The following is a 12,633-nucleotide window of genomic DNA, read 5'->3' on the forward strand; positions in this document are numbered from 1 at the left end:
CTGAACCGGCGGTCGCGACGCGCCGGCAAGCCGGAGCCGTTTCCCCGCCTCGAAGCCTTGGACAGCTATCGTGTCCATGGCTCGCTTGCCGATGTTCCGACGACGGTGTTCGACTGCGAGGATCTGGTGGTGGAAAAATTCGTTCCCGAACCGGAGCCGGACGGCTTTGGAGCCCGCTTCTGGCTGTTTTGCGGCGAACGCGAACGCTGCACCCGCCACGTCTCGCCGCAAAGTCTCGTCAAGGGCGACGATACGATCCGCCGCGAACCTGTTCCGGTTCCCGACGAGCTTCGCGCGCTAAGGCGTGAACTCGGTTTCGATTATGGCAAGTTCGATTTCGTCATGCATGAAGGCAGGGCGGTGCTGCTCGATGCCAACAAGACCCCTGGGCGAGCCAGGAGCCTTTCGAGCTTCGTCGCCGCCGGCAATTCAAATCTCGCCGACGGCTTCGAAGGGCTGATCCGCCAGGTTACCTAGATATTCATCCCGCCCGATACCTCGATGCGCTGGGCGTTGACCCAGCGATTGTCCTGCGACAGCAGCGAGGCGATCATCGGGCCGATGTCGTCGGCCACGCCGGCGCGGCCGAGCGCGGTGACGCCGGCCACCATGCGGTTGATCTCGGCATTGTCGCGCACATGACCGCCGTTGAAGTCGGTGGCGATTGCGCCCGGCGCCACGGTGTTGGCGGTGATGCCGCGCTGGCCGAGTTCCTTGGCGAGATAGCGCGTGAACACCTCGATGCCGCCCTTCATCATCGCATAGGCCGACGAGCCGGGAGCGGCGAAGCGGGCCAGCCCGCTTGAGATGTTGATGATGCGGCCGCCATCGTTGATCAGCGGCAGCAGCGCCTGGGTGAGGAAGAACACGCCCTTGAGATGGGTGTTCATCAGCGTGTCGAATTCCTCCTCAGTCGTCTCGGCGATCATCTTGCGCAGGCCGGTGCCGGCATTGTTGACGAGATAGTCGAAGCGGTCGCGCTGCCAGGTTTCCTGAAGCGTATTCTTCAATGCCGCGGCGAAGGCAGGGAAGGTGGCGACGGCTCCCGCATTGAGTTGGAGAGCCGCGGCGCGGCCGCCGGCGGCCTCGATCTCGGCGACAGCCGCCTCAGCTTCGTCGGCGCGCGAGCGATAGGTGACGATGACGTCGACACCCTTGCGGGCGAGGTGGAGCGCGGTGTTGCGGCCGAGGCCGCGGCTGCCGCCGGTGATCAGGGCGATGGGGCGAGTGGTCATGGCGAGAACTCCTTCTGTTTTGGATGGAGATGCATATACTCGCCTTGCTGGACGATATAATCGGGCACGGATTGCCAACACTATTCATCCTGTGCGAACAATCACCGATGGACAGGTTCGACAGCATGCGGCTCTTCACCCGCGTTGTGGAACGGCGCAGCTTCACCGCTGCCGCCGCCGATCTCGGCCTGCCGCGCTCCAGCGCCACCGCCGCGATCAAGCAATTGGAGGAGCGGCTCGGCGTGCAACTGCTCCGGCGCACCACCCGCCACGTCACGACCACTCTCGATGGTGACGCCTATTACCAGCGCTGCATCGGCATCCTCGCCGACATCGAGGACGCCGAGGGCGGCTTCGGCGCGCATGAGGTGCGTGGACGGCTCAGCATCGACATCAACGGCAACCTGGCTCGTACCGTCGTCATCCCGGAACTGCCAGCGCTGCTCGCCCGCTATCCTGGGCTCAGCTTGCATATCGGCGAGGGCGACCGCCTCGTCGATCTCGTGCGCGAGGGCGTCGACTGCGTGGTGCGCGCCGGCACGCTGCCGGACAGCGACATGATCGCGCGCCGAATCGGCACGGCGCGCGAGGCGACGCTCGCCAGCTCCGACTATGTCGAGCGCCACGGCCTGCCGCGTGACCTGGACGAGCTGGCCGGCCATGTGATGATCGGCTTCGTCTCGTCGCGCACCGGGCAGGTGATGCCGCTGGAATTCACCGTCGACGGCAAGGTGCACGAGATCGTCCTGCCGTCGCGGGTCACGATTTCCAACTCCGACACGGCCGCCACGCTGGTGCTCCAGGGTTTCGGCCTCTACCAGGCGCCGCGCCGCCGTTTTGCCGCTGACATCGAGGCCGGTCGGCTAGTCGAGGTGCTTCCGGACAATCCGCCCACGCCGACGCCGATCTCGGTCCTTTATCCGCGCAGCCGCCAGCTGTCGCCAAGGGTGCGGGTTTTCGTCGACTGGCTGGTGGAGATTCTGGGGCCGAAGCTGGACGCCTGATCGCTCAAAGAAACAACCGCAACTGCGTGTGAATGATCGACCGGTAGTCATCGATCGTCCGCCGGCTCTCGGCCTCGTCCTGCGTCAGCGCCAGCCGCACCACGCCGCCGGCAAGCTGGAAGATGAGAAAGACCACGCGTCCGAACGCCTCGCGCCGCTCCGGCTCAAGCATCGGACCGACATGGTCGCAGAACATTTTCGCCTGCTGCCTGGTCTCGGCGATGTCGAGGTTCTGCAGCGCCTTGTCGGCCTGGATCGCGTTCTGCAGGTCCTGGATGGCCGGATCCGCCGCCACGCGGCTGTAGTAGTCGTCGAGCAGTCGATCCGCGGCCGACGTCACATCGTCCACCCCGCGGATCCCGGCGATGATGGCGCCGAAGCGCGCGCGACTCTCCTCCGCGAAGCGCTCGTAGAGCATCGCCAGGATCGCCGATTTGTTGGGGAAATAGTGATAGACGGTGGCGATCGGTCCGCCGGCCAGCGCACCCACTTCCTTCATCGTGACGGCATCGATGCCTTTCTCGCCAATCAGTCGCATGGTCGTCGAAAGGATCGCGTCGATGCGCTCGCGGCTGCGCTCCTGCTTTGGCCTGCGCCTGGGCTCCGTCGCCAATCGCCTTGCTTCGCTCATTGCGCCCGATCTCTCGCGAGAGGTCCAAAATTCCGGTTGACAAGAAACATGATTAACTATCAGTTTCCAGAAATGCTGACAGATTGTCAGTTTTTTGGCGATGCGGCAAGGACGTTGAGGAGGCGCCTTTGGTTACACAAGCCGGCGAGACGGACGGCGGCGACTGGCTGGTCGGCAATCCGAGCGGCCTGCAGCTCGCTTCGGCGCTGTGGATCGGCTCGGTCGGCCTGCTGATCCTCGGGCTTCAGCCGGTGCTGCTCGGCGCGCTCTACACCGAAGGCCATGTCACCGGCGACGAACTGGCGCTGGTCGCCACCGCCGAGATGATCGCCATCGCCATCGGCTCGGGCGTCGTGGCCATGGCCCTGTCCGCCCGCAACATGCGCTGGAAGAGCGCCATCCTGCTGCTCCTGCTGGCGGCGGCCAACTGGTGGACGGCCCATGCCGCCGGCGCCAACGCGCTGATCGGCGCGCGCAGCCTGGCCGGGCTTGCCGAGGGCGGGCTGGTCGCCATCGCCACCGAGCTGATTGCGCGCTCGCGCCGGGCCGAGCGCATCGGCGGCTATTTCGTCACCGTGCAGACCTTGGCGCAATGCGCGCTGGCGCTGACCCTGGCGCTCTATGTCGTCCCGGTCGCCGGCGCGTCCGGCGGCTTCCTCGCCCTCGGCGTGGTCTGCCTCGCCTCGCTGGCGGTCGCCTGGATCGTGCCGGACGACTATGCCGACCTGCCGAAGGAAGAGCATTTCGCCAACGTGCTGACGCCCGGATCGATCGCCGCGCTGCTCTCGATCTTCTGCTACTTCATGTTCTTCGGCGCGATCTGGGCCTTCCTCGAGCCGCTCGGGGCGCAGTTCGGCATCGATGGCCGCACCGTCGGCCTGATGGTGTCGGCAAGCCTCGCCGCGCAGGTGGTTGGCGCCCTGACCGCGACCGCCATCGAGGCGCGCATCGACTATCGCCTGGCGATCACCGCCGTCGGCGCCGTCGCCCTTGTCTGCTCGCTGATTTTCGCCAGCGGACCTGGCCCGACGATATTCTGGAGCGCCGCCTTGGTGATGGGCTTCATCCTGCTGTTCATCGTTCCCTACCAGATCCGCCTGGCGATCACCGCCGACGAGACCCGCACCGCGGTGCTTCTGGTGCCGGCGGCCCAGCTCTTCGGCCTGGCGATCGGGCCGATTGCCGCCTCGCTGCTGATCGACAAGGATTTCCGGCCGGTGCCGGAATTCGCCGCCGCCAGCGCCGCCGCCAGCGTCGCGCTGCTCGGCCTGTTCATCCTCGTGACGCGGCATCGCCGCGCCATTGCCTGAGCGGAGAAGCGCGATGCAGAAAGCCTGGAGCAACTGGTCGGGCCTGGTGCAGGCCGCACCCAAGCTTATCGCCACTCCGTCAGATGCCGGCGAGCTTGCCGATCTGGTGCGCTCGGCGCCCGGTCCGCTCCGCGTCGCCGGCGCTGGCCATTCCTTCACGCCGCTGGTGCGGTCGGATGGCACCATCGTCTCGCTGGAGAAGATCGAGGGGCTGGTCTCGCATGACACCGCGGCCAATCGGGCGCGGTTGCGGGCTGGCACTCGGCTTGGGCCGCTGATGCACATCCTGCAGGGCATCGGCCAGGCCCTGCCCAACATGGGCGACATCGACAAGCAGGCGATCGGCGGCGCGCTGGGCACCGCCACGCATGGCTCGGGCCCGAAGCTCGGCGCCTATCACACGCAGTTGGAGACGGTGCAACTCGTCGACGGGACAGGGAAACTGCGCGAATACAGCCGGGCAGGGGACCAGGACATGATCCACGCCACCGGCGTCGCGCTCGGCGCCTTCGGCATCCTCACCGAAGTGACGATGAAGAATATCGCGGCCTACCGCCTGCGCCGCCGCAAATGGGTGCTGCCGATCGGCGACATGCTGCGCGATTTCGAGACGATGTTGGCCGCGCACCGTTCGGCCGAATTCTACTACATCCCGTTTTCCGGCTATGCGCAGTTCATCGCCAGCGACCTGAGCGATGCGCAGCCGACGCAACGGCCGACCGAGGACGACGAGAAGGGTTTGGCGACACTGCGCAAGCTGCGCACCGTGCTGCGCTGGCTGCCGTCGCTGCGCCGCGCGCTGATCAAGGGCGCGGTCAAGAAGGTGCCGGCCGAGGATTATGTGCAGGACTGGCTCAACGTCTATGTCAGCGACCGGCGCACCAAATTCAACGAGATGGAGTACCACCTGCCTTTCGAGGAGGGGCCGAAGGCGCTGGCCGAGATCATCGCGCTGACCGAGAAGCACTTTCCGGAAGTCTACTTCCCGATGGAGGTGCGTTCGGTGGCGCCGGACGAATTCTGGCTTTCGCCCTTCCACAAAAGGCTCACCTGCTCGATCGCCATCCACCACGATGCGGCCAACGGTCCCGAGCCCTTCATGCGGGCGGCCGAGCCGATCTTCCGCAAGTATGGCGGCAGGCCGCATTGGGGCAAGATGCACAGCCTGAAGGCCGCGGATTTCAAGAAACTCTATCCGCGCTGGGATGACGCCATGGCGGTGCGGCGCGATATCGATCCCGAAAACCGCTTCGTGTCGCCCTACATGGCCAGCCTGTTCGGCATCGACACATGAGCGCCTATTTCGCCGATCTCTCCGAGGCGCTGAGGCAAGCCGGCATCTTCCAGCCCGCGCTCGTGCTCGACCGCGACCGGCTCGACCGCAACATCGCGCTGGTGAAGGACAGACTGGCGCCGGGCCTCGCCGTGCGGCTGGTCGACAAGTCGCTCGCCTCCATGCCGCTGCTCCAGCATATTGCCGGCGCGCTCGGCTCCAGCCGTTTCATGACTTTCCATCCGCCGATTACGCAGGCCGTGCTCGACGCCTTTCCCGAGGCGGATCTGCTTTACGGCAAGCCGATGCCGGTCGGCGCGGCGAGAGCCGCGCTCACCAAGGGCGGCGCCGGCTGGTCGCGCGTCTGCTGGCTGATCGACACCGACCAGCGGCTGGCCGAGTATGGCGCGCTGGCGGCCGAACTTGGCACCGAACTGCGCTTTGCCTTCGAGGTCGATGTCGGGCTGCATCGCGGCGGCTTCGCCAGCCCCGAAGACATAAAGGCGCTGACCATCCCGAACGGCCTGCGCTGCGAAGGTATCATGGCCTACGAGGCGCATGCGCCGGAGATTCCCGGCCTGTTCGGCGGCCAGGCCGGCGCGCTGGGGAAAGCCCAGGCGCTGGCCGAGGAATTCGCCGACAGCCTCGGCGAGGACCAGCGCCGCATCCTGAACATAGGCGGCTCGAAGACGGCGTTGCTGCACCATGGCGGGGTCGCCAACGAAGTCTCGATCGGCTCCGCTTTCGTGCTGCCCAGCGATTTCGACGTCCCCGGCCTGGATGGCCTCCAGCCTGCAGCCTTCATCGCGACGCCGATCCTGAAGGTGGTGGAGCCGGTGCTGCCGGGGCCGGCCTCGGTGTCCCGCATGCTCACGGCGCTTGGCCTGTTCCCGCGCAAGGGCTGCTATCTCTACGGCGGCAAGTGGATGGCCGGGCCGGTGTTCCCGGAGGGAATGAAGGTAAACAGCCTGATGGGCCTGTCCTCCAACCAGCAGTTCATGGCCCTGCCGGCCGGAGCCGACGTAAAGCCCGGCGACTGCGCCTTCCTGCGTCCGACGCAGAGCGAGGCCGTGCTGCAGCATTTCGGCTCGATCGCGGTGTTTTCGGCCGGACATATTGTCGAGCGCTGGCCGGCGTTGCCGATGGGGTGAGGTGCGAAGCGCTCGCCATTGGCGCAGGCCTCCGCGACATCGTCATCCTAGGGTCTGCGCTGCGTCGCTCCGCTCCTTGCTTCGCCGTAGGATGACGAACGCGTATCACGCCTCGACCTGCAAGCATTTACTTGACTCAGTCAACTAAATGCCCGATCTTCTCCCTGACAGGAGAAGCGCCATGACCATCCACGATCACCCCGGCAAGGAACGCACCGACGCGGTGCGCGCCTTCAACCGCTTCTACACCCGACAGATCGGCCTGCTTGACGAAGGCCTGCTGAAGAGCCCGTTCTCGCTGACCGAGGCGCGGGTGCTTTATGAACTCGCCCATCACGATGGCCTCGTCGCCAGCGACCTTGTTCGCGACCTCGGCCTCGACGCCGGCTATGTCAGCCGTCTCCTGAAGAAATTCGAGGAACGCGGTCTCGTCGAGCGCGCCGCTACCGAAGCCGACGCCCGGCGCTCATCGATCGCGCTGACACAGGTGGGGAGGGATGCTTTCGCGCCGCTCAACAAAGACTCGCATGCGCAGGTCCAGGCCTTGCTCGACAAGCTCCCGCCGGCCGAGCAGGACAGGCTGGTCAAGGCGATGGGCACCGTGCAGCGTCTGCTCGGCGATCAGCCGGAACCCAGGGTTCCGTATGTATTGCGGCCCTTGCAGGTCGGCGACATCGGCTGGGTCACGCGGCGCCAGGGCCTCATCTATGCGCAGGACTATGGCTGGGACGAAACCTATGAGGCGCTGGTCGCCGAGATCCTGGCTGAGTTCGTCAGGAAGTTCGACCCGAAATGGGAGCGTGCCTGGATCGCCGAGCGGGAAGGAGAGGTCGTCGGCTCGGTCTTCCTCGTGCGCAAGTCGGACGCTGTGGCGAAACTGCGCCTGCTCTATGTCGAGCCGTCCGCGCGCGGCCTCGGTATCGGCAAGCGGCTGGTCGATGAATGCATCGGCTTTGCCCGCGCCAAAGGCTACAGGACGCTGACGCTGTGGACCAACGACATCCTCGTCTCGGCCCGCCGCATCTATCAGGCGGCGGGCTTCGAACTGGCGGAAGAAGAGCGCCACCATTCCTTCGGCAAGGATCTGGTCGGCCAGACCTGGAATTTGGCGCTCTAGCCCTTCACCGGTATCCAGATTTCCAGCCCGCCATTGCCGCTGCGCGGATCAAATTCGGGCCCGTAGCGCTCGAATTCCGGGGCATCGGCGACCTCGTGCCCGGAGGCCGGCAACCATTTGTTCCAGATCGTGCTGACCGTGCGGCGGATGGTCGAGATGTGCTCGCGATGGGCAAAGACGGCGTATTTCTGCGCCGGCACGCGCACGCGAAAGAACTCCTTAGGCAGCTCCGAAAAGTCAGCGACCTCGACGCCGGCGACATAGTCGAAATTGCCGGCGTCGTCGCCGTTGACGCAGACGCCGTAGGCGACGTCGCCGGTCTCGCCGGGGATGTTGCCGATATAGGGTCCGAAACGCTGCCACAGCATCGGAATGCCGGCGCTTGTCTCGCAGCTATAGCGTACGCCGAGCCCGGCGATGAGGAAGGGGCGGCTGGTCTCGAAGCGCGGCGGTTCGAGATTGCTGAGAAACGACTGGTCCATCAGGATCGGCTCCACGAGGTCTAGGGTGTTGGTCGAGCCTTGCGCGCGCACCAGTTCCGGCGTGGTGCCGAACTGGTCGCGGAAGGCGCGGGTGAAAGCCTCATGCGAGCCGTAGCCAGCTTCGAGCGCGACCGAAAGAATATCGGGCGCGCCGCCGGCAAGCTTGCGCGCCGCCTCGCTCAGGCGGCGCGCGCGCATGTAGCCCATCACCGAGCGCCCGGTGGCGGCGCCGAACGCGCGCGTCACATGGAAACGCGACACGCCGCTGCTTTGCGGGACATCGTCAAGCGAAATCGCGTCCGGCAGATGGCTTTCGACAAACCACAGCGCTTTCTCGGTCGGGTGCATGGTTCCTCGCATTTGGCCGGCCGACGATAATGCCCGCGCGGACAGTCAGTTTGATCCAAATTGCGCACTGCGCAATAATGCGTCGGTCATGCCCCGTCGATGTGGGAATCGAAGCGGCATGATCCAGTGTCCGGGGAAGGGGCGTCCCGATGACCACGGCGGCTGCCGATCAGGTATACCGGTTTGGCGGGTTCACGCTCGACCTCGCCATGGGCACGTTGCGCGGCGTCAACGAGCCGCTGTTCCTGCGCCCGAAGGCCTACGCCCTGCTTTCGCATCTTGCCCGAAACATGGGCCGTGTCGTGCCGAAAGCGGAGTTGATGGACGTTGTCTGGCCGGGCGTCTACGTCACCGAGGACTCGCTCACGCAGTCGGTGCGCGAAATCCGCAAGGTGCTTGGCGAGGAAATGGTGCGCACCGTCTCCAAGCGCGGCTACATGCTTGCCGGGGAGGCGGAACCCCCGCCCGAGATGAGCTCCCAGCCGATCGTGGCGGTCGTTCGCTTTCGCAACGAGAGCGGCAATCCGGCCGACGAAGCGATGGTCGACGGCTTTGCCGAGGATCTGATCAACGGCGTGGCCCGCTTCGGTACAGTCACCGTGCTGGCGCGCAATTCGAGCTTTTCCTTCTCCTCCTTCGGCCGTGGCGAGTGGCCGCAGATCCGTGCCCGCATCGGCGCCGACTACCTGGTCGAAGGGTCGCTGCGCCGGCAAGGCGAGCATGTCGTGGTGGCCGTCAGCCTGGTCGACATCGCGACCGCCAGCCAGCTCTGGGGCGACCGCTACCAGTCGCAGGGCGCTGGTCTGTTCGCGACCGGAGGCGAGATCGTCGAGCAGATCGTCAGCCGGCTGGTCACGCGGGTCACCAATGCCGGGCTGGAACAGGCCTCACGCAAGCCGGTGACCAGCCTCGCCGCCTATGAGCTTCTGCTGCGCGGTTTTGCGCTGCTGCGCGATCCGGCCCAGACCGACCAGCGCGGCGCCGAGGCATTGTTCGAGGCGGCCATCGCCAAGGATCCGAATTATGGGCTGGCCTACACCTATCTCGCCCTGGCGCGCTCGCTGGACGGGGAGTTCGGCCGCGCCAGCGACGCGGTGCTGCAGAACGCGCGTGACCTTGCCGACAAGGGCCTGGCCTTGTCCCCGGACCAGCCGACCGGCCACCGCGTGCAATCGCTGATCCGCCTCTACATGCGCGACCACGAGGCGGCCGAGCATCACATGCGCATCGCGCTGCAGCTCAATCCCTGCGATGCCGACAGCATCGAGCAGATGGGCATGCTGCTGACCATGCGCGGCCGGCCGCTGGAGGCGCTGACCTGGCTGGCGCGCGGCATCCGCATCGATCCCTTGCACCCGCACTGGTACCAGTTCGACCGTGCGCTGGCGCTCTACATGATGGGGGAATACCGGCAGGCGGCGGAAGCGCTGGAGCTGGCCACGCGTCCGGCGCCCTGGATCCGGACGCGGCTGGCGGCCTGCTATGCCCAGATGGGCGACATGGAAAGGGCGCGGCGGCAGATCGCCCTCATCGAGGAGGGCGATGCTTTTGCGCCGCTCGACTACGCGTTGCGCGGCGTGCCCTTCGAGAACCGGGCCGATGCCGAGCATCTCGCCGAAGGCGTGCGACTTGCCCTCGGCGAGGTTTAGCCTGAGGCCGATCGTCAATCGACGACGACCACGATGTAGCGGCCCTGATAGGCCCGGTAGTAGGTGCCGCCGCAACGCCAGACGTCGAAGCCGTTGACCTTGGTGCGGACGCAGCCGGCCGGCAAGGTCGCGACCCAGGCAGTGGTGTGCCTCAGCACCCGCCATGTCGTATTGCGGCGGGCGACACCGGCGGCGCTGCGCGGCGTCCAGGGATGGCCGACGCGGGCCTCGGCCGTGCCGACCAGCGACAGCGCCGGCACCGTGCCGCCGATGATCTCGACGGCGGCCATGCCGATGGCGAGCAGGGCCGCGGCCGAACGAATTTTCGTCATGGATTTCAAACGCATTTTCTCTCTCCTTAAGGCTCGATCGAAGTTCAACGGGGGGACGCGGCAAGCCGGGCGGTGCCCGCCAGAGCCGCGAGGTGAGCAACCACGAACAGAAAGTGCGCCGCGGTTGTGACGTAGCCGACGACGAGCACGTCGGCGGCGATGAAGAACTGCCAGAACAACAGGTTTGCCGTTCCGAGCAGCATGTGGACGGCAGCCAGGAAGGCATGCCAGGTCCGCGAATAGGCGATGCGCGAGAGCGTGGCCCCGATGATCAGGGCCAGTCCGTGCGCCTCGATGAAGCCGATGCCGGTGCCGGGTGCGTCGGCGAGCAGTATGGCTTCGGCGCCGCGCCCGAAGAACGAGCCGGCAATGTCGGTGGCGAGCCCGCCGGCCGATGCGACGATCAGGAAGCAGGCGTTGACGCGGATGAGCAGGTTTCCAAAGAACGGGGTCATGGTCGTTTCCCTTCGGTTTCGTGTTTGGCTGCCACGGCGGCATTCCGCCGTGGCTTGTCGGAACGCGTCGCCGCCTCAGGCGGCGATGGCTTGCGGCTCGGCGATAGCCATGGCGGGCTCGGTGGCGGCTGTCGCTCCGGTCGGCGCCTTGATGCCGAACCAGGTGACGTAGAGCGTCGGCAGGAAGACCAGCGTCAGCACCGTCGCCACGATCAGGCCGCCCATCACCGCATAGGCCATCGGCCCCCAGAATACGGTCGGCGCGATCGGGATCATGCCGAGGATGGCGGCCGCAGCCGTAAGCAGGATAGGCCGCAGCCGGTGCGTGGTGGCGCTGATCACTGCCGCCCAGGGCTCTTCGCCTGCGGCTATATGCTGGTCGATCTGCGCGATCAGGATCACCGAGTTGCGGATCACCATGCCGATCAGCGACATCACCCCGAGGATGGCGACGAAGCCCATCGGTGCGCCGGAGATGAGCAGCGCGCCGGCGACGCCGATCAGCGCCAGCGGTGCGGTGAGCAGCACCAGCACCAGGCGCTGGAAGCTCATCAGCTGGATCATCAGCACGGTCGCCATGATGAACAGCATCAGCGGGAAGACCACGAAGATGCTGGCCTGCGCCTTGGCGCTGTCTTCCGTGACGCCGCCCTGCTCGACGCTATAGCGGGCCGGCAGCTCCGCCTTGAAGGCGTCGATCGCCGTGCCGAGCTTGCGCGTCACCGAGACGGCATCGCTGCCGGGCGCGACGTCGGCCTGGACGGTCACCGTCGGCAGGCGGCCGCGGCGCCAGATCAGCGGCGGTTCGGTCTGGTAGGAGAGCGTCGCCACCTGCTCGAGCGGCACGCGGCGTCCGCCCGACGCGCTGATCGTCAGGCCGCGCAGCGTGTCGATACTGGCGCGTTCCTGTTCCACGGCGCGGGCGATGATGTCGACGAGGTAGGTGTCGTCGCGCATCTGCGTGATCTTCGAGCCCGACAGGACCGCGTTGATCGTCTCGGAAAGCTGCTGCGAGGAGATGCCAAGTGCGCGCGCCCGGTCCTGGTCGACCTCGACCTTGATGACCTTTGCCGGCTCGTTCCAGTCATAGTTGATGTTGCGCACCGCGGCATCGCTCCCCAGGACCTGCGCGAACTGCTGCGCGAGGCTGCGTGTCTTGTCCGGGTCCGGACCGCTGACGCGGAATTTTAGCGGCCAGCCGACCGGCGGGCCGAGTTCGAGCGGCGTGACGCGGGCCATGACGTCGTCGAAGCCGGTCGACAGCTTCTTCTCCAGCCGGTCGATGACGGCCTGGCGCACGGCGTGACCCTTGGTCACCACCACCGCCTGGGCGAAGAAGTCATTGGCGAGCTGCGCGTCGAGCGGCAGGTAGAAGCGGACCGCGCCCTGGCCGACATAGAAGCTCCAATGGTCGATGTCCGGATCGGCGGCGAGCAGCTTTTCCACGCGCTCCACCACCGCGCCGGTCGCCTTGATCGAGGCGGTGCGCGGCAGGGTGAGGTCGACCATGACCTCCGGCCGGTCGGACTTGGGGAAGAACTCTTGGCCGACGAAGCCCATGGCAACGACCGACAGCGCGAACAGCCCGGCGGTCGCCGACAGCACCAGCCATTTCGCCCGCATCGCCATCTCGAGCAGTGCCTGGA

Annotated in this window: 12 protein-coding genes and 1 pseudogene; 7 read left to right on the forward strand and 6 right to left on the reverse strand. The window is 66.4% G+C overall.

Annotated elements, in window-relative coordinates; translation table 11 throughout:
- Positions 1 to 477: pseudogene (locus EN745_RS17460) on the forward strand (hypothetical protein); the annotation flags it as partial.
- Here EN745_RS17460 and EN745_RS17465 read toward each other — a convergent pair.
- Positions 474 to 1,235, reverse strand: coding sequence for an SDR family oxidoreductase (locus tag EN745_RS17465; RefSeq protein ID WP_127421855.1), 762 nt, complete (start codon positions 1,233 to 1,235; stop codon positions 474 to 476). The pseudogene EN745_RS17460 and the gene EN745_RS17465 overlap by 4 nt on opposite strands.
- 107 nt (positions 1,236 to 1,342) lie before the next feature.
- On the opposite strand from EN745_RS17465, the gene EN745_RS17470 reads away from it, so the two are divergent.
- Positions 1,343 to 2,239, forward strand: coding sequence for a LysR family transcriptional regulator (locus EN745_RS17470; RefSeq protein WP_127406773.1), 897 nt, complete (start codon positions 1,343 to 1,345; stop codon positions 2,237 to 2,239).
- Positions 2,240 to 2,243: 4 nt separating this feature from the next.
- On the opposite strand, the gene EN745_RS17475 is transcribed toward EN745_RS17470, so the two are convergent.
- The gene (locus tag EN745_RS17475) at positions 2,244 to 2,870 is read right to left on the reverse strand and encodes a TetR/AcrR family transcriptional regulator (RefSeq protein ID WP_189363074.1); all 627 of its coding nucleotides are present in this window, start codon (positions 2,868 to 2,870) and stop codon (positions 2,244 to 2,246) included.
- A gap of 128 nt (positions 2,871 to 2,998) precedes the next feature.
- Here EN745_RS17475 and EN745_RS17480 point away from each other — a divergent pair, with 128 nt between their 5' ends.
- The 4 genes from EN745_RS17480 to EN745_RS17495 all read left to right on the forward strand — a co-directional run bounded on the left by EN745_RS17480 (position 2,999) and on the right by EN745_RS17495 (position 7,721).
- Positions 2,999 to 4,180, forward strand: coding sequence for an MFS transporter (locus tag EN745_RS17480; protein WP_127421856.1), 1,182 nt, complete (start codon positions 2,999 to 3,001; stop codon positions 4,178 to 4,180).
- Positions 4,181 to 4,193: 13 nt separating this feature from the next.
- Positions 4,194 to 5,474 carry a D-arabinono-1,4-lactone oxidase gene (locus tag EN745_RS17485; protein ID WP_126055139.1) on the forward strand — a complete coding sequence of 427 codons (1,281 nt, stop codon included), beginning with the start codon at positions 4,194 to 4,196 and terminating at the stop codon, positions 5,472 to 5,474.
- A complete protein-coding gene (locus EN745_RS17490) occupies positions 5,471 to 6,604 on the forward strand; it encodes an alanine racemase (RefSeq protein ID WP_126055138.1) in 1,134 nt (377 codons plus the stop codon). Before EN745_RS17485 ends, EN745_RS17490 begins: the two co-directional genes overlap by 4 nt.
- A 181-nt stretch (positions 6,605 to 6,785) precedes the next feature.
- Positions 6,786 to 7,721 (forward strand): bifunctional helix-turn-helix transcriptional regulator/GNAT family N-acetyltransferase, encoded by a 936-nt coding sequence (locus EN745_RS17495; protein WP_127421857.1) that lies wholly within the window; start codon positions 6,786 to 6,788, stop codon positions 7,719 to 7,721.
- On the opposite strand, the gene EN745_RS17500 is transcribed toward EN745_RS17495, so the two are convergent.
- Entirely contained in the window at positions 7,718 to 8,551 is an 834-nt protein-coding gene (locus EN745_RS17500) for an AraC family transcriptional regulator (RefSeq protein WP_127421858.1), read from the reverse strand. The two genes, EN745_RS17495 and EN745_RS17500, sit on opposite strands and share 4 nt — an antisense overlap.
- A 149-nt stretch (positions 8,552 to 8,700) precedes the next feature.
- Between EN745_RS17500 and EN745_RS17505 the strand changes: the two genes are divergently transcribed.
- Entirely contained in the window at positions 8,701 to 10,200 is a 1,500-nt protein-coding gene (locus EN745_RS17505; RefSeq protein WP_126055135.1) for a winged helix-turn-helix domain-containing protein, read from the forward strand.
- Between the two features lie 14 nt (positions 10,201 to 10,214).
- Here the strand turns inward: EN745_RS17505 and EN745_RS17510 are convergent, their stop codons facing one another.
- The 3 genes from EN745_RS17510 to EN745_RS17520 all read right to left on the reverse strand — a co-directional run.
- Entirely contained in the window at positions 10,215 to 10,547 is a 333-nt protein-coding gene (locus EN745_RS17510) for a hypothetical protein (protein ID WP_126055134.1), read from the reverse strand.
- A gap of 29 nt (positions 10,548 to 10,576) precedes the next feature.
- A complete protein-coding gene (locus EN745_RS17515; RefSeq protein ID WP_126055133.1) occupies positions 10,577 to 10,987 on the reverse strand; it encodes a hypothetical protein in 411 nt (136 codons plus the stop codon).
- Between the two features lie 75 nt (positions 10,988 to 11,062).
- Positions 11,063 to 12,633 (reverse strand): efflux RND transporter permease subunit (locus EN745_RS17520; RefSeq protein WP_145992056.1); only part of this gene is annotated, 1,571 nt, incomplete at its 5' end.

Source organism: Mesorhizobium sp. M4A.F.Ca.ET.022.05.2.1, from assembly GCF_003998845.1.
GTDB lineage: Bacteria > Pseudomonadota > Alphaproteobacteria > Rhizobiales > Rhizobiaceae > Mesorhizobium.

What these genes read in the sequence shown, in the direction of transcription:
- EN745_RS17465 (WP_127421855.1), bottom strand. Translation starts at nt 1,235, where the DNA reads ATGACCACTCGCCCCATCGCCCTGATCACCGGCGGCAGCCGCGGCCTC.
- EN745_RS17510 (WP_126055134.1), bottom strand. Translation starts at nt 10,547, where the DNA reads ATGCGTTTGAAATCCATGACGAAAATTCGTTCGGCCGCGGCCCTGCTC.
- EN745_RS17490 (WP_126055138.1), top strand. Translation starts at nt 5,471, where the DNA reads ATGAGCGCCTATTTCGCCGATCTCTCCGAGGCGCTGAGGCAAGCCGGC.
- EN745_RS17475 (WP_189363074.1), bottom strand. Translation starts at nt 2,870, where the DNA reads ATGAGCGAAGCAAGGCGATTGGCGACGGAGCCCAGGCGCAGGCCAAAG.
- EN745_RS17495 (WP_127421857.1), top strand. Translation starts at nt 6,786, where the DNA reads ATGACCATCCACGATCACCCCGGCAAGGAACGCACCGACGCGGTGCGC.
- EN745_RS17500 (WP_127421858.1), bottom strand. Translation starts at nt 8,551, where the DNA reads ATGCACCCGACCGAGAAAGCGCTGTGGTTTGTCGAAAGCCATCTGCCG.
- EN745_RS17470 (WP_127406773.1), top strand. Translation starts at nt 1,343, where the DNA reads ATGGACAGGTTCGACAGCATGCGGCTCTTCACCCGCGTTGTGGAACGG.
- EN745_RS17515 (WP_126055133.1), bottom strand. Translation starts at nt 10,987, where the DNA reads ATGACCCCGTTCTTTGGAAACCTGCTCATCCGCGTCAACGCCTGCTTC.
- EN745_RS17505 (WP_126055135.1), top strand. Translation starts at nt 8,701, where the DNA reads ATGACCACGGCGGCTGCCGATCAGGTATACCGGTTTGGCGGGTTCACG.
- EN745_RS17485 (WP_126055139.1), top strand. Translation starts at nt 4,194, where the DNA reads ATGCAGAAAGCCTGGAGCAACTGGTCGGGCCTGGTGCAGGCCGCACCC.